Here is a 20,824-nt window from a genome sequence, read left to right as displayed (position 1 = left end):
TGGATCAAGCCAACCCTCGAGCGGTCCGCACCAACCGGCCGCGGAGGCGCCGACGCGACGACATTTATGAGGCGGCTTCAGCGACTCTTCCGCTGGCGCGCCCCGGAGCCCCTTTCCCCAAGGAGCGAGTCATACAGAAGTGTCGCCACTCCGGCAACGATGGCGGCGTCGGCGACATTGAACACGTACCAGCTGAATGATCCCACATGGAAGTGAACAAAGTCGAAAACCGCGCCATAGGCGATGCGGTCGACGGCGTTGCCGACCGCGCCGCCGGCGATCAGTCCCAGCGCCGCGGCCAGGAAGCGCGACTGCGCCCGCCAGATCCCGACGCCGAGCAGGGCCGCCGCGCCCAGCGAGCCGGCGATCAGCACCATCCGCCACGCATCGCCCGAGATCTGGAACAGCCCGTAGGAGATGCCGCGATTCCAGACCGCGACGAGTTCGACGAACGGGGCCAGCACGATCGGCTCCCGGTTGGGCAGGTCTGCCCGGAACAGCAGCCAGAGCTTGCTCGCCTGATCGAGTACGAATGTCACGAGCGCGCAGAGCGCGCCCACCTTCGCCGGCGTCATGCGTGCGCGGCCTTCCGCCACTCGCGCATGGCCTTGGCATCGCGCGGCGTGAGATCGGGAAACTCGGGATCGCTGCCCACCTCCGGCGAGATCTTCCAGGAGCGGGCGCACTTGCGCCCTTCGGCCTTGGCAACCACCACGGCCACCCCGGCGACGTCGTCGAGACGGAAGGCCTCCGCCGGCCCCTCGCCGGGCACCACGGTGATCGCCGAGGTGATGCAGATCTCGGCGAAGTCGAGGCCGGCGAGCGCCTGCTGCACCGCCGGATCGGCGACGTGGACGATGGGCGCCGCCTCCAGGCTCGAACCGATGCTCTTGTTGGCGCGCTCGATCTCCAGGGCACCGGTGACGACGCGGCGCGCCCGGCGCACCAGCCCCCACTTCTCGGCCAGCGCCTCGTCGCGCCACGTGGCCGGCAGAATGGGGAAGCGCTCCAGGTGCACGGACACCGCCGCCGGGAAGCGCGACAGCCAGGCCTCCTCCGCGGTGAACGACAGGATCGGGGCCAGCCAGGTGGTGACGCAGCGGAAGATCTGATCGATCACCGTGAGCGCGCCGCGCCGCGCGGTGCTGGAGATCGGGTCGCAATAGAGCGTGTCCTTGCGGACGTCGAAGTAGAAGGCCGAGAGGTCGCCGGTCAGGAACGGTACCAGCGTCGTCACCACCTTCTTGTAGTCGAAGCCGGCGTAGGCCTCGCGCACCACCTGGTCGAGCTCGGCCAGCCGATGCAGCATCAGCCGCTCGAGTTCGGCCATGCGCTCCACCGCCACGATGTCGTGGCCGGAGAAATGGTGCAGCGAGCCCAGCATCCAGCGCAGGCTGTTGCGGACCTTGCGGTACTGGTCGGTGACGCTTTTCAGCACCTCCGGACCGATGCGCTGGTCGTCCCAATAGTCGACCGAGGCGGACCACAGCCGCAGGATATCGGCGCCCGACTGGCGGATCACGTCCTGGGGCGCCACCGTGTTGCCGAGCGACTTCGACATCTTGCGGCCCTGCTCGTCGAGCGTGAAGCCGTGGGTGACGACCACGTCGTAGGGCGCGCGACCGCGCGTGCCGCAGCTTTCCAGCAACGAGGAGTGGAAGAAGCCCCGGTGCTGGTCGGTGCCTTCCAGGTAGATGACCTGATCGTGCAGCTTGCCGGCCACAAGCGGGGCTATGGGGCTGCCGGGGGAGCGCCGCTTCACCTTGAGGTCGTCGCGCTGCTCCAGCGTGAAGGCGTGGGACGAGCCGGAGTCGAACCACACGTCGAGCACGTCGTCGACCTTCTCGTACCGCGCCGGATCGAAGTCCGGCGCGAGGAAGCGCTCGCCGCTGGGGTCGGCGAACCAGGCGTCGGCGCCCTCCGCCTCGAAGGCATCGGCGATGCGGCCGTTGACCCGCTCGTCGACCAGGGTCTCGCCGGTCTCCTTGTCCACGAATACGGTGATCGGCACGCCCCAGGCGCGCTGGCGCGAGATCACCCAGTCGGGCCGGTTCTCGACCATGCCGCCGATGCGATGCTCGGCCGCAGCTGGCACCCAGCGCGTCTCGCGGATCGCCGTCATGGCGCGTGCGCGCAAGGTGTCGCCCGGCGCCGCGAGGTCCTTGTCCATGGGGATGAACCACTGCGGCGTGTTGCGGAAGATCAGGGGCGCCTTCGAGCGCCAGGAGTGCGGATAGCTGTGGCGCAGCCTGCCGCGGGCCACCAGCATGCCGGCCTCGGCCAGCGCCGCGATGACGCGGGCGTTGGCATCGCCCTCCTTGCCCTGGTCGTCGAAGACGCGGGCGCCGGCGAACAGCGGCACGTGGTCGAAGTAGAGGCCGTCGGGACGCACCGTATGGGGCACCTCCGGCGTCCCGGCCGCGGTGAAGGTCGCCCGGTTCCTGACGAAGGTCATGTAGTCGTCAGCGCCGTGGCCGGGGGCAGTGTGGACGAAGCCTGTGCCGGTGTCCGCGGTGACGTAGTCGGCCGGCAGCAACGGCACCCCGAAGTCGTAGCCGCGGCCGGCCAGCGGATGGCGCGCCGCGAGGCCGGCCAGCATGTCAGGGGTCACGTCGGCGATGCGCGCGAAGCTCTCGACCTTGGCCGCCCGGAAGACGCCTTCGGCCAGCCCGTCGGCCAGCAGATAGCGTTCGCCCACCTTGGCCCAGTTGCCTTCCGGCGCGGCCGTCACCTCGTAGACGCCGTAGGGGATCTCGGTGGAATAGGCGATGGCGCGGTTGGCCGGGATCGTCCACGGGGTCGTCGTCCAGATCACGACGGAAGCCTGTGCCAACCGCTCGTCGACCGCTCCGCCTCCGGCGAGCGGGAACTTGACGAAGATCGTGGTCGAGACGTGCTCCTGGTACTCCACCTCGGCCTCGGCGAGCGCCGTGCGCTCGACGATCGACCACATCACGGGCTTGGAGCCGCGGTAGAGCTGGCCGCTGCCGGCGAACTTCATCAGCTCGCGGGCGATCTGGGCCTCGGCCGCAAACGACATGGTGAGGTAGGGATGAGCCCAGTCACCGATGACGCCCAGCCGCTTGAACTCCTCGCGCTGGATCTCGACCCATCGCTCGGCGAAGGCACGGCACTCCTGGCGGAACTCGAGGATCGGAACCTGATCCTTGTCGAGGCCCTTGGCGCGGTACTCCTCCTCGATCTTCCACTCGATCGGCAGGCCGTGACAGTCCCAGCCCGGCACGTAGTTGCTGTCGTAGCCGAGCATCTGCTGCGAGCGCGTGACGAGATCCTTGAGGATCTTGTTGAGCGCGTGGCCGATGTGAATGTGGCCGTTGGCGTAGGGCGGCCCGTCATGCAGGATGAAGCGCGGGTCGTGCCTGGCCGCCTGGCGCAGGCGCTCGTAGAGGCCGATCTCGTACCAGCGGGCGAGGATCTCGGGCTCGCGCTCGGGCAGTCCAGCGCGCATGGGAAACGCGGTCTGCGGCAGGAACAAGGTCTTTGAATAATCGTGCGCTTGGGGCGCCACGCTCGTATCGGTCATCGCTGCGGCTCATGAAGGCCCGAAGATGGGCGGCGCGGCGTCCGCCCGAAGAGCGCCCGCCGGCTCGAAGCGCCTGCCGTCGCATGGTACGGCGGCGCAATCAAGTGAAGCGGCGGCGCTCGCCGCCGTGGCGAATCCGAAATTCGGCGCCGGCTCGCGCCAATGCCGGGGGACGGACCTCGACTTCGGGGGACGCAAAGACGGCTCGACGACGTCGGTGGCCCTCAAACCGGCCGGCGGGCCCCGGCTCCCCGATGGCGAGAGCCCGGCGGGCCCCGCCGAACCCTGCGCGCTACCCCAGCAGGGAGCGCGGCGGCGGGTTCTCGGCAAGGATGCGGCGCGCTTCGGCGCTGTCCAGATCCATCTGCGCGACCAGCGCCTCGACGCTGTCGAAGCGCTCCTCCGGCCGCAGATAGGCGACGAACTCCACATCGAGTTGCTGACCGTAGATCTCGCTGCTGAAATCGAACAGGTGGACCTCCAGCAACGGTGCCCCATTGTCGAAGGTGGGGCGGTGGCCGAAGCTCGCCACGCCGTGGACCACCCGGCTGTCCACGGCGGCGCGCACGGCATAGATGCCGTGCCGCAGCCGGCAGCCCTCGTCCAGGCGCAGGTTGGCCGTCGGGTAGTTGAGAGTCCGTCCGAGCTTCTGGCCGTGGCTCACGTCGCCGCGCACGAACCAGCGGTAGCCCAGCAGCGTGTTGGCGCGATGCAGGTCGCCGGCCTCGAGCGCCTGGCGCACCATGCTCGACGACACCGGCTCGCCGCCGTCGTTCACCGGCTCGACGACCACGACCGGCATGCCGCTGCTGGCGCCGCGGCGCAGCAGGAACGACGGCGACCCCTCCCGCCCCCGGCCGAAATGGAAGTCGTGGCCGATGATCAGACCGGATACGCCGAACCGCGCGACCAGGATGTCGTCGAAGAAGGCGTCGGCGCTCATGGCAGCCAACTGGGCGTCAAAGGGCAGCACGATCATCCCGTCGAGGCCGAGGCGCGCCAGCAGGGTCGCCTCCACCGACTCCGGCGTCAGGCGGAACACGGGCTCCCTGGGCCGGAAGAAGGTGCGGGGGTGCGGATCGAAGGTCAGCACCGCGGCCGGACGGCCGAGTTCGTCGGCAAGGCGTCGCGCCCCGGCGACGACCGCCCGGTGGCCGGCGTGGAGCCCGTCGAAGTTGCCGATCGCGACAACCGGGTGCTTCAGATCGTCGCCCGCGGGCTCGCGGCCGCGCACGATGAAGAACGGGCGTCTCGGCTGCATGCGCGGAAAGTCGGGAAATTCGGAGTCGGGCATCATTCGGTCGCAGGCCGCCGCAGGCGCGGCGCGCGGACCCTGACAACAACAGGCGCCTCCGGTCAAGCCGAGGCCCCTGCCCTCAGCCGCGCGACGGCAGCGCCACCCAGGCCTCGCCCTCCATCACCGCGCGCCCGTCCGCCACGCACTCGCAAAAGAGCCGCGCCCGGCGCCGGCTCTCGATCAGCTCGGCCACCTCGGCCGACGCCGTCACCACGTCGCCGATCCGCACCGGCGCCAGGAACTGCAAGGTCTGCGACAGATAGATGGCGCCTGGCCCGGGCAGACGCGTGCCGATCAGGGCCGAGACGAGGCCCGCCGTGAACATGCCGTGCGCAATGCGCTGGCCGAAGCGAGTCTGCGCCGCGTACACCTCATCGAGATGGATTGGATTGTGGTCGCCCGTGACCGCCGCGAAGTCCGTGATGTCGGTCTCCATGACCGTGCGCATGAGGATCTCGCGCATGCCGATGCGCAAATCCTCGAAGTTGTAGGTTCTCAACACGGGCTTCATGCATCCTCCGATCAGCCGAATGCTCGCCAATGCGGATTGGCGCGTCGCAGCGATGATCGCTGCGTTGCAGCATGTAGCGGCTACGGGAAGACGCGGCTATTGAACTTTGGTTCCAGTTGCAACCATTGCGAACCGCGGCCTCACCAGCGCAAGTGCGGGATGACCGCCGCCGGCGCCACCGGTTGCCGAGCGGCCCAGGCCGTGACGGCTGCAAGCGTGAGGCGGCCGGGCACTCCGACCTCGTGCGCGTGGATGCCGCGCGCCACGAACAGGCAGTCGAACCCCATGGCGGCCGAGCCGGCGACATCGGTGTGGATGGAATCGCCGATGGCCAGAATGCGGTCGGGCCGGATCGGCTTGCCGCGGAGTTCGACGGCCATGGCAACCGCGGTCTCGTAGATCGGCGCGTGCGGTTTGCCGGCATAGAGCGTCTCGCCGCCCAGCGTCGCGTAGAGCGCCGCGAGCGCGCCGGCGCAGGGAATCAGCCGGTCGCCGCGTTCGACGACGAGGTCGGGGTTGGCGCAAATGAACGGCACCTTTCGCCCGGCAAGGCCGGTCAGCATCGGCCGATATGTCTCCGCCGTCTCGGTCTCATCGTCGAAGAGGCCGGTGCAGACGACGTAGGTCGCCTCCTCTACCGGTACGAAGCGCGCCGCGAGCCCATCGAAGATCGGCCGGTCGCGCGGCGGGCCGATCATGAACACGGGCTCGCCCGCCCGGGCGGCGATGGCACCACGGGTGATGTCGCCCGAGGTGACGATGGCGTCGAAGCTGTCGCGCCGCACGCCCAGGTGCTCCAGCTGCTGCAGCACCGAGGTGAATGGGCGCGGCGCGTTGGAGACGAGGACGACGGTGCCGCCCCCGGCCCGGAAACGGGCCAGCGCGGCGCAGGAATCGGCAAATGATTCGATGCCGTTGTGGATGACGCCCCAAATGTCGCAGATCAGCACATCCCGATCGGCGGCGAGTTGCGACAGCCCGTGCACGAGCGTGACGGGACGGGCGGACGACGGGACGCCGTCCCCGGCGTGACCCGGTGCGGCAGAATCGGCGCTCATGGGCAGGCCCCTTCCCTCAAACATCTCAAGCGGCCGGTTCGTCGCGGGACCGGCCTCAGATTCGACAACGACCAGTGCTCATTTCACGATCAGCATGCAAGTCGCGCGACGGTGCGGCTGCTACGCCGGCGCTTGGCCGCTGGTTCCGCAGTCTTTATCCCGGACGATGCCGGCGGAGGCGGGATCGGCTAAGATCGATGGCGCTCGTCCCTCGACCTCGCCACCCTCCTCCCCCGTCCCATCCGCGCGGAGCCGCCATGACCTTCCAGCCGACGATCCACCCCCTCGACGCAAGCCTCGCGCCAAACGACCTGGCTGCGTTCTGGATGCCGTTCTCGGCCAACCGCTCCTTCAAGCAGCGGCCGCGGCTGGTGGTGGGCGCGGAGGGGATGCACTACCTCACCGGGGAGGGCCGCCGCGTCATCGATGGGGCGGCCGGCCTGTGGTGCTGCAACGCCGGCCACTGCCGCGAACCGATCGTCAAGGCGATCCAGGGCCAGGCGGCGCGCCTCGACTATGCGCCCTCCTTCCAGTTCTCCCATCCGGAAGCATTCACTCTGGCCGCGCGGCTCGCCGCGCTCGCCCCCGGCGATCTCGATCACGTCTTCTTCGCCAACTCGGGCTCCGAGGCGGTCGACACCGCTCTGAAGATCGCGCTGGCCTATTGGCAGGCCAGGGGCCGCGGCAGCAAGACCCGTCTCATCGGCCGCGAGCGCGGCTATCATGGCGTCGGCTTCGGCGGCATCTCCGTGGGCGGCATCGTCACCAACCGCAAGGCCTTCGGCACGCTGCTCACCGGTGTCGACCACCTGCCCCACACCTACGACCGCGACAGGCAGGCTTTCAGCCGCGGCGAGCCGGACTGGGGCGCGCATCTCGCCGACGAGTTGGAGCGGATCGTTGCCCTGCACGATGCCTCCACCATCGCCGCCGTCATCGTCGAGCCGGTCGCCGGCTCGACCGGCGTGCTGCCGCCGCCCAAGGGCTACCTGCAAAGGCTGCGGGCGATCTGCGACAAGCACGACATCCTGCTCATCTTCGACGAGGTCATCACCGGGTTCGGCCGCCTCGGCACCGCCTTCGCCGCCGAGCGCTATGGGGTCGTGCCCGACCTCATGACCTTCGCCAAGGGCGTCACGTCGGGCACCGCCCCCATGGGCGGCGTCATTGCCCGCGCCCCGATCCACGATGCCTTCATGCAGGGGCCGGAGCACACGATCGAGCTGTTTCACGGCTACACCTATTCGGCCCACCCGCTGGCCTGCGCCGCCGGCCTCGCCACCCTGGACGTCTACCGCGACGAAGGCCTGTTCGGGCGCGCGGCCGAGCTGGAGGCGGCCTTCGCCGACGCGGTGCACGGGCTCAAGGGGCTGTCCAACGTGCTCGACATCCGGACCGTCGGTCTCGCCGCCGGTGTCGACCTGGCGCCGAAGGCCGAAGGCCCCGGCCGCCGCGGCTACGATGCCATGGTCGCCGCCTTCCACGACCACGACATGATGCTGCGCGTCGCCGGCGACACCCTGGCGCTGTCGCCGCCCCTGATCGTCACCGAGGGCCAGATCGGCGAACTCGTCGAGAAGCTGGGGAAGACGATCCAGGCGGTCGCCTGAGCGGCGGCCGTGCTGCATCACCTGCACAGGCTCCAGGTCGCGACCGGCGGCCAGGGGCTCTACGACATCACCCGGGAGGTGGTGCGCTGGGTGGCCGAGCGGCCGGTGCAAACCGGCCTGCTCACGGTATTTTGCCGGCACACTTCGGCGTCCCTGCTCATTCAGGAGAATGCCGATCCGGACGTACAGACCGATCTCCTGGCGTTCTTCCGGCATATCGTGCCGGAGGGCCGCGGCCTCTACGTGCACGACGCAGAGGGCCCGGACGACATGCCCGCCCACATACGCACCGCCCTGACGCAGACCAGCCTGTCGATTCCCGTCGAGGGCAGCCGGCCCCTGCTCGGCACCTGGCAGGGCATTTACGTCTTCGAGCACCGCGCCGCGCCCCACAGGCGGGAGATCGTGCTGCACCTGGCGGGCGAGTAGGATCGACCGTTTGCGGATGGATGGTCAGGTCAAGCCCGACCATCCATCCGCTTGAGGGTCGAACCCGTCGCCAGCGACCAAACGCTCACGATGTCCATGCGGCGCCACTGGATTGTTGATCGGACCGCGACCGCCCTTGCGAGCCGCCGCCGATGGCAGGACGATCGCGACCACGACACTCGTCGGTCGGCCGAAGGAGACACCGAGTGACCCTCGCGAACGGACGCCGATACCTCGCCATTCCCGGTCCCTCGGTCGTCCCCGACCGGGTTCTCGCCGCCATGCACCGCGCGGCGCCGAACATCTATCATGGCGAGTTGATCGATATGATGCCGGCGCTGTTCGACGATCTGCGCCGGGTGGCGCACGGCACGGCCAACGTCGCGATCTACATCGCCAACGGTCACGGCGGCTGGGAGGCGGTGATCGCCAATCTGTTCGCGCGAGGCGACAAGGCCCTCGTCGCCTCGACCGGACGCTTCGGATCGGCGTGGGCCGAGGCCGCCGGTCAGATGGGCGTCGCGGTCGACGTGCTCGACTTCGGCAAGCGAAGCGCCATCGACCCGGCGCGGCTGGCGGAGACCCTCGCGGCGGATCGCGCGCACGTCATCCGCGCCGTGCTGATGACCCACGTCGATACCGCCTCGTCCGCGCGCAGCGACATCAAGGCGGTGCGCGCGGCGATCGACGCCGCCGGGCACCCGGCGCTGCTGGCGGTGGACGCGATCGCCTCACTCGGCTGCGACCGGCTGCTGTTCGACGCCTGGGGCATCGACGTCGTCGTGTCCGCCAGCCAGAAGGGCCTGATGACGCCTCCGGGCCTCAGCATCGTGTGGTTCAGCGACAAGGCGCGGCTGGCGTCGGAACGCTCGGATCTCGTCACGCCCTACTGGGACTGGAACCTGCGCAGCTCCAGCCCCGAGTTCTACCGGAAGTTCGCGGGCACGGCGCCGACCCATCACCTCTACGGCCTGCGCCAGGCCTTGGACATGATCTTCGAAGAAGGCCTCGAGCAGGTGTGGGCGCGCCATCGCACGTTGGCGCGGTCGGTGTGGGCGGCGTTCGACGCCTGGGGCCGCGACGGCGACATCGAGCTCAACATCGTCGGGACGGCGGGTCGATCGCACGCCGTCACGGCGGCGCGGATCGGCGGCGGCGGGGCGACACGCTTGCGCGCCTGGCTGGAGCACAATGCCGGTGTGACCCTGGGGATCGGGCTCGGCATGGCCGAGCCGTCCGATCCCACCTACGACGATTTCCTGCGCGTTGCCCACATGGGCCACGTCAATGCGCACATGACGCTCGGCGCGCTGGCGGCGATGGAAGCGGGTTTGCAGGCCCTGGCGATCCCGCACGGCACGGGAGCCTTGGATGCCGCCGCATCGGTCATCGCCGCCCACGGCGGCGATTGACGCGTGGCAGCGTCCGGGTCCCCCCCCACCGTGCTGGAGCGCTTCCCTTGCGATGGGTTCCACCCAGTCGCAAAGCGCTTTTGGCTACCCCTGCCGGACCAGCGCCAGCCAGGCTTCCTCGTCGATCACCTCGACGCCGGCCTCGCGCGCCTTGGCGAGCTTGGATCCCGCGCCGGGGCCGGCGACGACGAGATCGGTCTTCTTGGACACCGATCCCGCCACCTTGGCACCCAGGCGCTCGGCCATAGCCTTGGCCTCGTCCCGGCTCATGCGCTCCAGCGTCCCGGTGAAGACCACGGTCTTGCCGGCCACCGGGCTGTCGGCGGCGGTCACCTCCATCGGCTCCGGGGTCACCTGGAGGAGCAGCGCATCGAGCAGCTCGCGATTATGCGGCTCGCCGAAGAACTGGATCACCGCGTCCGCCACCGCCGGGCCGATGCCGTCGATGGCATCGATCTCGGCCCGGGCCTCGATGTCGGCCGCAGCTGCTTCGGCTGCGGCGCGCAGCACCTCGAAGCTGCCGAAGTGGCGGGCGAGCAGCTTGGCATTCCCCTCGCCCACGTGACGGATGCCCAGAGCGAAGATGAAGCGGTTGAGCGGCACGCGCCGGCGCGCCTCGATCGCCGCGAACAGATTGCCGGCGCTGGTCTCGCCGTAGCCTTCGCGATCCTTCAGCTTCGTCAGCGAGGCGCGGTCGCGCGCCGCGAGCATGAAGATGTCCTGCGGCCGGCGCACCAGCCCATCGGCGTAGAAGGCCTCGATCTGCTTGTCGCCGAGCCCGTCGATGTCGAGCGCGTTGCGCGAGACGAAATGCTTCAGCCGTTCCTTGGCCTGGGCCGGGCAGATCAGCCCGCCGGTGCAGCGGCGCACCGCGTCCTCGCGGCCGGTGCGCGGGTTGAGCTCGCGCACGGCGTGGCTCTCGCAGACAGGGCACACCGTCGGGAAGGCGAATGGCGCCGCCTCGGCCGGCCGCTTTTCCGACAGCACGCGCACCACCTGCGGGATGACGTCGCCGGCACGCTGGATCTCCACCGTATCGCCGACGCGCACGTCCTTACGGAGGATCTCGTCCTCGTTGTGCAGGGTGGCGTTGGCGACGACGACGCCGCCGACCGTCACCGGCTCCAGCTTGGCGACGGGCGTCAGCGCCCCGGTGCGGCCCACTTGGATCTCGATGGCGCGCACGATGGTGGTGGCGCGCTCGGCCGGAAACTTGTGCGCCAGCGCCCAGCGTGGCGAGCGCGCCACGAAGCCGAGGCGCTGCTGGAGCGCGAGGTCGTCGACCTTGTAGACGACCCCGTCGATGTCGTAGCCGAGCGTCGCCCGCTCGGCCTCGATCGCGTGGTAGTGGGCGATCAGTTCCGCGGCATTCTCGCAGCGCACGGTCAGCGGGTTGGTCGGCAGGCCCCAGCGGGCGAAGGCGGCGATGACGCCGGATTGCGTGTCGGCCGGTAGGGCCGAGCGCTCGCCCCAGGTGTAGGCGAAGAAGGCCAGCGGTCGCCTTGCGGTGACGGCGGGGTCGAGCTGCCGCAGCGAGCCCGCGGCGGCGTTGCGCGGGTTGGCGAACACCGGCTTGCCGGCCTCCGCCTGGCGCGCATTCATGGCGGCGAAGTCGGCATGGCGCATATAGACTTCGCCGCGCACCTCGATGAGCTCGGGCACGTCGGCGCCGACCAAGCGCTTGGGGATGTCGGCGACGGTGCGGGCATTGGCGGTGACGTCCTCGCCCTCCTCGCCGTCGCCGCGAGTCGCGGCGGTGATCAGCGCGCCCTTTTCGTAGCGCAGGCTGACCGACAGCCCGTCGATCTTCGGCTCCGCCGTGATGGCGATCGGCGCATCAGCGGCGAGCCCCAGGAAACGACGAATCCGCGCGACGAACTCCTCGACCTCCCCGTCGGTGAACGCGTTGCCGAGCGACAACATCGGCACCCGGTGGCGCACCTTGGCAAACTTTTCGGACGGTGCGACCCCCACCCTCTCCGACAGGCTGTCGGCTGTCCGCAGCTCGGGGAAGCGGGCCTCGATGGCCTCGTACCGGCGCCGCAGCCCATCGTACTCGGCGTCGGCGATCTCCGGCGCATCGTCGCGGTAATAGCGCGCGTCGTGGTGGGCGATCTGCTCGCCCAACGCGCGATGCTCCTCCTCGGCTTCCACCAGGGTGAGATCGTCGACGACTTGGGATTGGGGGGGCTGGGCGGTCTTGGGCATCGCAGCATATCGCAAGGGGTGCTTCACATCTCTATAGCGCGAGCCCCCCGGGATGATGAGCGGCGTCGGCCTGGAGCGTGGCTTGGATCAGGTCGACTCATCCGATCGGGCGAAAGTACCAGGTCTCCGAACTCTCCCCGGCCGGTTGGTTCCGCCGGCCAGCGTCACGCTCCCGCCTCCAGGAGGCGGGCGGCGGCGGCGCGGGCCTCCTCGGTGATGGTGGCGCCGGCCAGCATGCGCGCGATCTCCTCCCGCCGCGTGTCGCTCGCCAAGGCGACGACGCGGGTGGCGATGCGGTCCGAGGCGGCCACCTGCTCCTTGGCGATGAGGAAGTGGCTGGCCGCACGCGCGGCGACCTGCGGGGCGTGGGTGACGGAAACCACCTGCACCCGCCCGGCGAGCCGCGCCAGGCGCTGGCCGATGGCGTCGGCCACGGCGCCGCCGACGCCCGTGTCGATCTCGTCGAACACCAGGGTCGGCGCCGAGCCGCGGTCGGCCAGGACCACCTTGAGCGCCAGCATGAAGCGCGATAGCTCGCCGCCCGAGGCGACCTTCATCAGCGGGCCCGGCTTGGTGCCGGGATTGGTCTGCACGACGAAGAACACGTGGTCGAACCCGTCGGAGCCCCGCGCCGTCTCGTCGACCTCTATCCGGGTGATGAAGCGGGCGCGCTCCAGCTTCAGAGGCGGCAACTCGGCCGCGACGGCTGCATCGAGCGCGCCGGCCGCCTTACGCCGCCCGGCGGACAGCTTGCGGGCCGCAGCGCGAAAGGCGGCTTCGGCCGCCGTCACTTCGGCCGCCAGCGCGCCGAGGTGTTTTTCGCCCGCGTCGAGGCTCGCCAGGTCGCCGGCGAAGCGGGCGCGGAGGGCCTCCAGGTCGTCGGCCGGCACGTTGTACTTGCGCGCCGCGGCGCGCAGCGCGAACAGGCGCTCTTCCGTCTGCTCGAGCTCCTTGGGATCGAACTCGGCCTCGGCCAACGCCTGCTCGAGTGTCGAGCGTGCCTCGTCGAGAGCGACGAGCGCCGCATCGAGCGCCTTGATGCTCGGCATCACCAGCGCCGGCGCCTGCTCGCTGCGCCGCTCCAGGCGGCGCAGCGCCGAGGAGACCGCGGGGGTAGGCGCTGAGGAGCCGGACAGCACCTCGTAGGCCTCGTTGAGCTCGGCCACAACCTTCTCGGCCTGGATCATCGTCTGCCGCGCGAGCGCCAGCGCACCTTCCTCGCCCACGGTCGGCGCGAGCGTGGCCAGTTCATGCTCGGCATGGCGCAGGTAGTCGGCCTCCTGCCGCGCCGCTTCGATCCGCGCCAGCTGCGCGGCTTGCGCCGCCTCGGCCTGCTTGAGCCGGCGCGACGCCTCTGCCGTGGCGCGGACCTCCACGGCCAGGCCGCCATAGGCATCGAGGATGGCGCGGTGCGAAGCCGGGTCCACTAGCGCGCGGTCGTCATGCTGACCGTGGATCTCGACCAGCGCCCCGCCGACCGCGCGAAGCACCTGCACGCTCACCGGCTGGTCATTGACGAAGGCGCGGGTGCGGCCGTCGGCGAACTGCACCCGGCGCAGGATCAACTCGCCATCGGCCGCCAGGTCGTTGGCCGCCGCGACTGCGAACGCCGGGTGATCGGCCGCCAGATCGAATACGGCGGTGATCTGGCCCTGGGCTTCCCCATGGCGCACCAGCGAGCCGTCGCCGCGCCCGCCAAGGGCAAGCGAGAAAGCGTCGAGCAGGATCGATTTGCCGGCGCCGGTCTCGCCCGTCAGGACGCTCAGGCCTCGGTCGAAGACGAGATCCAGCCGATCGATCAGAACGATGTCGCGGATCGACAGCTGCGCGAGCATCTACGGCGCATCCCAGCCGGATCGACCGCGCACGACGGCATCGCCGTACGCCAGACCACTCCTGTTATTCGCGCCCTCGCCGCGCCTTCGCCGGTCAACGTGGCGAACCATGATCGAGAGCCTGTCGGGACGGAATGGGGGCCGCTTTCGCCGCGCACGCATGCCTGGACTATAGAGCCGACCCGCGACGCTGTCAGCGCCGCTCCGGTTCGGGGACGGTTAATTCGAACCCGAAACGAGGCCTACGACGCTCCTGAACGAACGGCTGATCCAGGAGCCGCGATCCTCGCGGGGGCTGGCGCCACCCTTGGCGAGCAGGGCGTGGGCATCCTTGTACCACGGGCTGTCGGGGAAGTTATGGCCGAGCACGGCGGCCGCCGTCTGCGCCTCGTTGACGATGCCGAGGGCCATGTAGGCCTCGGTCAGGCGCTCCAGCGCCTCCTCGACGTGGCGAGTCGTCTGGTAGCGGCTGACGACGACACGAAAGCGGTTGATGGCCGCGGTGTAGTTGCGGCGATTGAGGTAGTAGCGGCCGACCTCCATCTCCTTGCCGGCCAGCTGGTCCTGGATGACCTGCAGCTTCCACTTGGCGTCCTTCACGTACTCCGAGGTGGGGTAGCGTTGCACCAGCTCCTGCAACGCCACGCCTGCCTTCTCCGCCTGCTCCTGGTCGCGCGAGACGTCGGGCGCCATGCTGTAATACGACATAGCCATCAGATACTGGGCGTAGGCTGCATCCTTGTCGCCGGGATGCAGCGTCAGATAGCGCTTCGACGCCTGGATCGCATCGTCGTATGAGCCCGACTCGTAGTTCGTGTAGGCGGTCATCAGCAGCGCCTTCTTCGCATAGGGCGAATAGGGGTGCTGCTTCTCCAGGTCAGAGAACTTCTTGGACGCGCCCGTGAAGTTGCTGTCCGACATGCGCGCCAAGCCGTCATTGTAGAGATTCGCTGCCGGAACCTCCTCCACGACCTCGGGCTTGTACTTCTCGTCGGCGAAGGGGTTGAGCTTGTCGAACGTCTCGCTGCACGCGCTGAGGGACAAGGCGGACACGGCGACCAGCGCAGCGCGGACGGTCGCGTTCGAGACGGTCCCGGAAGAAAACACAAAACGCATGCCGCGACGTTCCCTTCAGACGGCCCACGCCCTCGGGCGCAGGCGCTGGCTCTAGCAGTGCGGACGACCGCCCGCACACAAATCCCGACGCCGCCGTCCCACTCCGGAACGGACCGGCAGATGATGCCTCACGAAAGTGAGGCGTTCTTTAACGCAGCCCGGCAGCGGCCGCCAGGGCCGCAACCGATGTGGGGAACGATAACCCAATCGGAACCGGCCGCGGTCGGAGCGCAGCCGTCCAACCTTTCACGATACAAATGGACGTTTAAATGGCAGCGCCTCAGCTTAGCCCCGGCCAGAATCACGCATGTTGCGTTGCAGCATACATTTCATCGACAGTTGTTGCCGTTATGCAACAAACCTCATCGAAAGCGTGAAATAGCAGCGACGGCGCTCCGGTGTGGCGGCGGCTCAGCGCACCGTCGGCGAGAAGGCCGGCACGGCGATGCCGGCACCGAGCTCTGCATGGCCCGCCTCGCGGCGCGGAAGCGTCTCAACGAGCGCGTAGTTCGCCCGATCGGCAAAAAGGGCTTCGAGCATCATGAAGTTGAGGCGGTGGCCGCCGCAATAGGAACGATACTCGCCGAGCAGCGGCGCACCAGCGAGCGCCAGATCCCCCACGGCATCCAGTACCTTGTGGCGAACGAACTCGTCGGGCCAGCGCGTACCCTCGGGGTTGATGATGCGATCCTCGCCGATGGCTACCGTGTTATCGAGCGACGAGCCCAGGGCGAAGCCAGCCTTCCAGAGTGCCTCGACGTCACGCATGAAGCCGAAGGTCCGCGCCCGGGCGATCTCGCGCTTATAGGCGGCCGGGCTCAGGTCGAAGATCTTGCGCTGGCGGCCGATGAGCGGAGTATCGAAGTCGATCTCCACGTCCAGCCGAAAACCGCGGTCGAATGGCTTCAACTCCGCGAAGGACTTGCCCATGTCGACGCGAACGGTCTGAAGGACCTTGATGAGCTTGCGAGGAACCGCCAGCTGCGCCACCCCGGCCTGCTCGATGGCGTCGACGAACTCGGCCGCGCTGCCGTCCAGGATCGGCACCTCCGGCCCGTCGATCTCGACGCAGACGTTGTCGATGCCGAGCCCCGCGAGGGCCGACATCAGATGCTCGATGGTGGCGACGCAGCCCGAGTCGGCCTCGCCAATCACGGTGCACAGCGCTGTTGCCGACACGGACAGGTGCCGCGCCTCGATCAGACGATCATGCCCGTTGCTGAGGTTGGTTCGGAGGAAACTGATGCCAGTCGACGCGTCCGCCGGATGGAGGATCATCTTGACCGGCTTGCCGGAGTGAACCCCGGTGCCGGACAGAACGACGGATGAACGTAAGGTTGTTTGCCGATTGGCTTTCATGTCGCTGTCCCGGCAGGCGTGACTAAGCACGACGCGTCGCCGCTGGAGTCGAGGCCTGTCCGTTTGCTGACTGTCCCTTTGAGATCGGGCCCCGTTGACCGGCGCTCCGTCTCGGCTTGTGGCACGGACCATAGTCTCTGCCCCATCGGCGGCCAAATCACGGTTTCTTACGTTCTGTAACGAAGAATCTCCGCTTGTCGCAGTGCGGGAAGCTCTTGATTTGCGACGCTTTTCATGAATGCGGGCGCTCCGGGGGACAAGCCCCGGAGCGCCCGGCAAAAAAGACCGATTTCAGCCCGAATCAGTTCGCTTGACGCCGCAGGAACGCGGGGATCTCGAGTTGGTCGTCTTCCAGGTTGCGGGTCTGACCCGGTGCCCGGAGCTGACCTTCTGCGGCCGGGGCGCGATTCGGCGGCTGCACCGTGCGCTTGCCATATTCCGCGTGGACCGCGGACGGCGTACCCGCCCGCTGCGCCGGCCGGCCGGCCGGGGCAGCCGGAGCCGGCGCCGGGGCGTCCTCACGCCGGCCGAGACCCACGGAAGCGATTCGCTGGAGCAGCGACATGCGCCGCCCATCCGTGTCGACCTCGGGCTCGGCGCGGCTGGCGCGGATCTGGTTCTGCGCCGGCATCGGCAGGTCTTCCACGCGCGGCATCCGGGCCGGGCGCACGACGCGCTCGGGCTGCGGCGGGATGAAGTGCGCCGGCACGTCGGGTGCGGCGGGCGGCTCCGGCGCGTGCTCGACGGCCAACGGCAGCTTCGGCGCGACCGGCTCGATGGTCACGTCGTGGTGCATCACCGCCGCGGCGGGCTCGGCGCGCGGCGCCGAAGCCACGGCCGCCGGGGCATAAGCCGCAGGCGAGGCATGCTGCGGCGCGCCGCTCACCGAGTCACTCGACGGGCGGAAGGTCGGCACCGTCTGCGTCGCGCGCATGCGCGCCTCGTTGCGCAGACGCTCCGCCACCTCGGCGATGCGCTTCTCGGTGGCCGCGATCTCCGAATCCGGCATGATCGCGGCCGGCTCGATGCCGGTCGCCACCACCGAGACGCGGATGATGCCGTCCAGCGCCTGGTCGAATGTCGCGCCCAGGATGATGTTGGCGTCCGGATCGACCTCCTCGCGGATGCGGGTGGCCGCCTCGTCGACCTCGTAGAGGGTGAGGTCGTTGCCGCCGGTGATCGAGATCAGCAGGCCACGCGCGCCCTTCATCGACACGTCGTCGAGCAGCGGGTTGGCGATCGCGGCCTCGGCCGCGTTGCTGGCGCGCTTCTCGCCGGAGGCCTCGCCCGTGCCCATCATCGCCTTGCCCATGCCGCGCATGATCGAGCGCACGTCGGCAAAGTCGAGGTTGATGAGGCCCTCCTTCACCATCAGGTCGGTGATGCAGGCGACGCCCGAGTAGAGCACCTGGTCGGCCATGGCGAAGGCGTCGGCGAACGTGGTCTTTTCGTTGGCGACGCGGAACAGGTTCTGGTTGGGAATGACGATGAGCGTGTCGACGGCCTGCTGCAGCTCGATGATGCCGGCCTCCGCCATGCGGGTGCGCCGGGCGCCCTCGAACTGGAACGGCTTGGTCACCACGCCGACGGTCAGGATGCCGAGGTCGCGCGCCGCCCGTGCGATGACGGGCGCCGCGCCGGTGCCGGTGCCGCCGCCCATACCGGCGGTGATGAACACCATGTGGGCGCCCGAGAGCTGATCGCGAATCTCGTCGATCACCTCCTCGGCCGCGGCGCGTCCCACGTCGGGCTGGGAGCCGGCACCCAGGCCCTCGGTGACGGCGATGCCCATCTGGATGATGCGCTGGGACTTGGCCGAGGCCAACGCTTGCGCGTCGGTGTTGGCGCAGACGAACTCAACCCCCTGCAGGCCCGCTTCTATCATGTTGTTGACGGCGTTTCCGCCGGCGCCGCCCACACCGAAGACGGTGATATGCGGCCTGAGTTCCCGAATGTCCGGTGCTTGCAGCTTGATCGCCATTGTCTGTGCCTCTCTCCAGAACGGCGCCGGCTGCGCGCCCCCTTGAGTCGTTGAGGTCCTTCGGCCGCCGCACCGAAGAATCCGATCCGAATCAGCGTCCGACGCCAGCATGATAACCGCTCTTGCGGTTCACAAGCCGTTACGGGCGCGTATCTTTCTCGCGCAGCGCGTCGCCGGCGGATGCCGGCGCCACCTGCTCCCTAGAAACTCTCTTTGATCCACCGCCCGACGCGGGCGAGGTAGCCGTCCGTGCCGGTGCCAAGATAGCTGGCGCCTGCGCGTGGCTCGAAATGCTCGATGTGCGCGACCTGCGGATAGACCAGCATGCCGACGGCGGCCGAGAAGGCCGGCCCCTTGGCTGCCTCGGGCAGACCTTTGATGCCGAGCGGCCGGCCGCTGCGGACGATGGCGCCGCCCTTGTGCTCCGACAGGATGCGGCGCGCCACCTCGGTCACGCCGGTGAGCTGGCTGGCGCCGCCGGTCAGCACCACCCGCCGGCCGGCCTCGGCGCCGAAGCCGGCGTTGCGCAGCCGGTCTCGCACCAGCTCGAGGATCTCCTCGACGCGCGGCTGAATGATCCGGATCAGGTGCGATTTGGGCACGTGGTTGGGAATGTCTCGCTCTTCCTCGTCGACGAGCGGCACCGAGATCAGTTCGCGCTCGTCCGACGCGGTCATGATCGTCGAGCCGTAGAGGGTCTTCAGCCGCTCCGCCGCGGCGATGCGTGTCGACAGTCCGCGGGCAATATCCATGGTGACGTGGTGGCCGCCCACCGCCAGCGCGTCCACGTGGACGATGTGGCCGCCGAGGAACACCCCGACCGACGTGGTCGAGCCGCCGAGGTCGATGAGGCAGACGCCCATGTCGGCCTCGTCGTCGACCAGCGCGGACAGGCCCGCGGCATAGGGCGTGGCGACGATCGCCTCGACGTCCAGGTGGCAGCGCTCGACGGCGAGCATCAGGTTCTTGGCCACCGCCGCCTCGGCCGTGACCACGTGCATGTCGACGCCGAGCGTGTCGCCCATCAGGCCTTCCGGATCGACCACACCCGTCTGGCCATCGAGCGAGAAGCCCGTGGGCAGCGCGTGCAGCACGGCCCGGCCGGGGCGCAGGCTATGCTCGCTCGCCGCCGCCAGCACGCGCTCGACGTCGCTGTTGCCAACCGAGCCGCTGCGCACGGCGACGCTCGCTGCGTAGCTCTGCGAGCCGAGCCGCCCGCCCGTCAGATTGACGATGACCGACTGCACCTCGACCTTGGCCATGCGCTCGGCGGCGTCGACCGCCTGCCGGATGGCCTGCTCGGCGGCCTCCAGATCGACGATGGCGCCGCCCTTCAGGCCGGTGGAGCGGGTGTGGCCGATGCCGATCACGCGGGCGAGATGGGTGCGGCCGGGCAGGCTCTCGGTCTCTGCCACCGGCTTCAGCTGGGCGATGAGGCAGACGACCTTCGACGTGCCGACATCGAGCACGGAGAGGGTCGCGCTGCGCCGGGCGGAGAGCGGCTTCAGGCGCGGCGTGAGGCTGTGGTGGAGAAGGCTCATATGACGTCCGCCCCTTTCGCCGGCTTGGCCTTCTTCTTCAGTGCCTCGGCGCGGGCCGCCGCCGCCTCGACGGTCTGGCGCACGACGATGCGGTCGGGCTGGCGCATGTCGACCGAAAGGATGTCCCGGTCGGATAGGCGGCTGTCGCGCTCCAGCACCGCGAAGCGGGTCAGCGCTTCGGCGGCGCCGCGCTCGGGCAGTTTGACGTCGAGGCCGTTGTCGAGCTTCAGCGTCCAGCGGCGGCCGGCTTCCAGGGTGCCGGCCCGGATGCGGCCTCGCAGGGCGCCGGCCCGCTCGATGAGCGCCATGTATTCGGCCGAGCGTGCGTTGGCGCCGTCGCCGACGACAAACGGCAGCCGCGCAAAGCGCATGTCGACGACGCGATCGATGACCGTGCCGTCGGCGGCGACAACGAACAGCTCGCCGTGCTTCTGCCAGAGGGCGGCCGGCTGGCGCTCCTTCACCGTGATCGCCAGCTCGCTGGGATAGAGCTTGCGAACAGAGGCCTCCTTGACCAGCGGCAGGGCCTCGAGCTTCCGGCGCACCTCGGAGGCGTCGAGGAAGGCGAGCGAGGTCTTGTAGGTGATGCCCGCGGCTTCCAGAATCTCACGCTGGTCAAGTTCCGCGACTCCTTTGATCTCGACGCGCGAAATGCCGAGGCCGAGCAGGCGGGCGAAGGCATGCTGAGGCTCGCCGTACTCGGTCCGGAACGCCTCCGCGTGGCCGCCCATGGCGAATCCCACTGCCGCCACGGCCACGAAGAAGCCGAGGGCCAGCCCGTGACCGAGACCGCGGGGGATGCGGTGCTCGATGGGCGTGCTGACCGAACCGCGCCAGCCGAAGAAGCCCCGGCGCGAGCGGTTGCGCGCGGCCAGCGACACGGTGACGTTGGCGCGGCCGTACCCCTGCACGGCGTCCGCCAG

At 69.3% G+C, this 20,824-nt stretch carries 15 protein-coding genes; 3 read left to right on the top strand and 12 right to left on the bottom strand.

Annotated elements, in window-relative coordinates; genetic code table 11:
* Positions 1-77: 77 nt before the first annotated feature.
* The 5 genes from lspA to IEW34_RS13555 all read right to left on the bottom strand — a co-directional run bounded on the left by lspA (position 78) and on the right by IEW34_RS13555 (position 6,410).
* On the bottom strand, positions 78-575 hold the full coding sequence (gene lspA, locus IEW34_RS13575) for a signal peptidase II (protein ID WP_188609708.1): 498 nt from the start codon (positions 573-575) through the stop codon (positions 78-80).
* Positions 572-3,544, bottom strand: a complete 2,973-nt coding sequence (gene ileS, locus IEW34_RS13570) for an isoleucine--tRNA ligase (protein ID WP_188609707.1) — start codon at positions 3,542-3,544, stop codon at positions 572-574. Before ileS ends, lspA begins: the two co-directional genes overlap by 4 nt.
* A gap of 292 nt (positions 3,545-3,836) precedes the next feature.
* Positions 3,837-4,838, bottom strand: a complete 1,002-nt coding sequence (locus IEW34_RS13565) for a bifunctional riboflavin kinase/FAD synthetase (protein WP_244641961.1) — start codon at positions 4,836-4,838, stop codon at positions 3,837-3,839.
* An 82-nt stretch (positions 4,839-4,920) separates the two neighbouring features.
* The gene (locus IEW34_RS13560) at positions 4,921-5,352 is read right to left on the bottom strand and encodes a MaoC family dehydratase (protein ID WP_188609706.1); all 432 of its coding nucleotides are present in this window, start codon (positions 5,350-5,352) and stop codon (positions 4,921-4,923) included.
* 140 nt (positions 5,353-5,492) lie between these two features.
* Positions 5,493-6,410 carry a TIGR01459 family HAD-type hydrolase gene (locus IEW34_RS13555; RefSeq protein ID WP_188609705.1) on the bottom strand — a complete coding sequence of 306 codons (918 nt, stop codon included), beginning with the start codon at positions 6,408-6,410 and terminating at the stop codon, positions 5,493-5,495.
* A gap of 257 nt (positions 6,411-6,667) precedes the next feature.
* Between IEW34_RS13555 and aptA the strand changes: the two genes are divergently transcribed.
* The 3 genes from aptA to IEW34_RS13540 all read left to right on the top strand — a co-directional run bounded on the left by aptA (position 6,668) and on the right by IEW34_RS13540 (position 9,861).
* Positions 6,668-8,020, top strand: a complete 1,353-nt coding sequence (gene aptA / locus IEW34_RS13550) for an omega-aminotransferase AptA (RefSeq protein WP_188609704.1) — start codon at positions 6,668-6,670, stop codon at positions 8,018-8,020.
* A gap of 9 nt (positions 8,021-8,029) precedes the next feature.
* On the top strand, positions 8,030-8,449 hold the full coding sequence (locus IEW34_RS13545) for a secondary thiamine-phosphate synthase enzyme YjbQ (protein WP_188609703.1): 420 nt from the start codon (positions 8,030-8,032) through the stop codon (positions 8,447-8,449).
* A 206-nt stretch (positions 8,450-8,655) separates the two neighbouring features.
* Complete coding sequence (locus IEW34_RS13540) at positions 8,656-9,861, top strand: pyridoxal-phosphate-dependent aminotransferase family protein (protein WP_188609702.1); 1,206 nt, start codon at positions 8,656-8,658, stop codon at positions 9,859-9,861.
* Positions 9,862-9,945: 84 nt separating this feature from the next.
* Here IEW34_RS13540 and ligA read toward each other — a convergent pair whose 3' ends face one another.
* The 7 genes from ligA to IEW34_RS13505 form a co-directional block, all read right to left on the bottom strand.
* On the bottom strand, positions 9,946-12,069 hold the full coding sequence (ligA, locus tag IEW34_RS13535) for an NAD-dependent DNA ligase LigA (protein ID WP_188609701.1): 2,124 nt from the start codon (positions 12,067-12,069) through the stop codon (positions 9,946-9,948).
* 164 nt (positions 12,070-12,233) lie between these two features.
* A complete protein-coding gene (recN, locus tag IEW34_RS13530; RefSeq protein WP_188609700.1) occupies positions 12,234-13,904 on the bottom strand; it encodes a DNA repair protein RecN in 1,671 nt (556 codons plus the stop codon).
* A 219-nt stretch (positions 13,905-14,123) separates the two neighbouring features.
* Positions 14,124-15,020 carry an outer membrane protein assembly factor BamD gene (locus tag IEW34_RS13525; RefSeq protein ID WP_188609699.1) on the bottom strand — a complete coding sequence of 299 codons (897 nt, stop codon included), beginning with the start codon at positions 15,018-15,020 and terminating at the stop codon, positions 14,124-14,126.
* Between the two features lie 411 nt (positions 15,021-15,431).
* Positions 15,432-16,379, bottom strand: coding sequence for a UDP-3-O-acyl-N-acetylglucosamine deacetylase (gene lpxC / locus IEW34_RS13520; RefSeq protein ID WP_188609698.1), 948 nt, complete (start codon positions 16,377-16,379; stop codon positions 15,432-15,434).
* Between the two features lie 301 nt (positions 16,380-16,680).
* Positions 16,681-18,360 (bottom strand): cell division protein FtsZ, encoded by a 1,680-nt coding sequence (ftsZ, locus tag IEW34_RS13515; RefSeq protein ID WP_188609697.1) that lies wholly within the window; start codon positions 18,358-18,360, stop codon positions 16,681-16,683.
* A gap of 200 nt (positions 18,361-18,560) precedes the next feature.
* The gene (gene ftsA / locus IEW34_RS13510) at positions 18,561-19,901 is read right to left on the bottom strand and encodes a cell division protein FtsA (RefSeq protein WP_188609696.1); all 1,341 of its coding nucleotides are present in this window, start codon (positions 19,899-19,901) and stop codon (positions 18,561-18,563) included.
* On the bottom strand, positions 19,898-20,812 hold the full coding sequence (locus tag IEW34_RS13505; RefSeq protein WP_244641960.1) for a cell division protein FtsQ/DivIB: 915 nt from the start codon (positions 20,810-20,812) through the stop codon (positions 19,898-19,900). The genes ftsA and IEW34_RS13505 overlap by 4 nt, the downstream gene beginning before the upstream one ends.
* Positions 20,813-20,824: the final 12 nt, after the last annotated feature.

The organism is Chelatococcus reniformis (assembly GCF_014640075.1).
In the GTDB taxonomy this organism is placed as follows: Bacteria; Pseudomonadota; Alphaproteobacteria; order Rhizobiales; family Beijerinckiaceae; genus Camelimonas; species Camelimonas reniformis.
The sequence above is the reverse complement of the archived record's forward strand: the minus strand, read 5'-3'. Positions and strand labels throughout refer to the sequence as shown.

Coding starts and splice junctions, on each gene's coding strand:
- lspA (WP_188609708.1), bottom strand. CDS start 575: ATGACGCCGGCGAAGGTGGGCGCGCTCTGCGCGCTCGTGACATTCGTA.
- ftsA (WP_188609696.1), bottom strand. CDS start 19,901: ATGAGCCTTCTCCACCACAGCCTCACGCCGCGCCTGAAGCCGCTCTCC.
- IEW34_RS13525 (WP_188609699.1), bottom strand. CDS start 15,020: ATGCGTTTTGTGTTTTCTTCCGGGACCGTCTCGAACGCGACCGTCCGC.
- lpxC (WP_188609698.1), bottom strand. CDS start 16,379: ATGAAAGCCAATCGGCAAACAACCTTACGTTCATCCGTCGTTCTGTCC.
- IEW34_RS13565 (WP_244641961.1), bottom strand. CDS start 4,838: ATGCCCGACTCCGAATTTCCCGACTTTCCGCGCATGCAGCCGAGACGC.
- ileS (WP_188609707.1), bottom strand. CDS start 3,544: ATGACCGATACGAGCGTGGCGCCCCAAGCGCACGATTATTCAAAGACC.
- ligA (WP_188609701.1), bottom strand. CDS start 12,069: ATGCCCAAGACCGCCCAGCCCCCCCAATCCCAAGTCGTCGACGATCTC.
- ftsZ (WP_188609697.1), bottom strand. CDS start 18,360: ATGGCGATCAAGCTGCAAGCACCGGACATTCGGGAACTCAGGCCGCAT.
- IEW34_RS13555 (WP_188609705.1), bottom strand. CDS start 6,410: ATGAGCGCCGATTCTGCCGCACCGGGTCACGCCGGGGACGGCGTCCCG.
- IEW34_RS13560 (WP_188609706.1), bottom strand. CDS start 5,352: ATGAAGCCCGTGTTGAGAACCTACAACTTCGAGGATTTGCGCATCGGC.
- aptA (WP_188609704.1), top strand. CDS start 6,668: ATGACCTTCCAGCCGACGATCCACCCCCTCGACGCAAGCCTCGCGCCA.
- recN (WP_188609700.1), bottom strand. CDS start 13,904: ATGCTCGCGCAGCTGTCGATCCGCGACATCGTTCTGATCGATCGGCTG.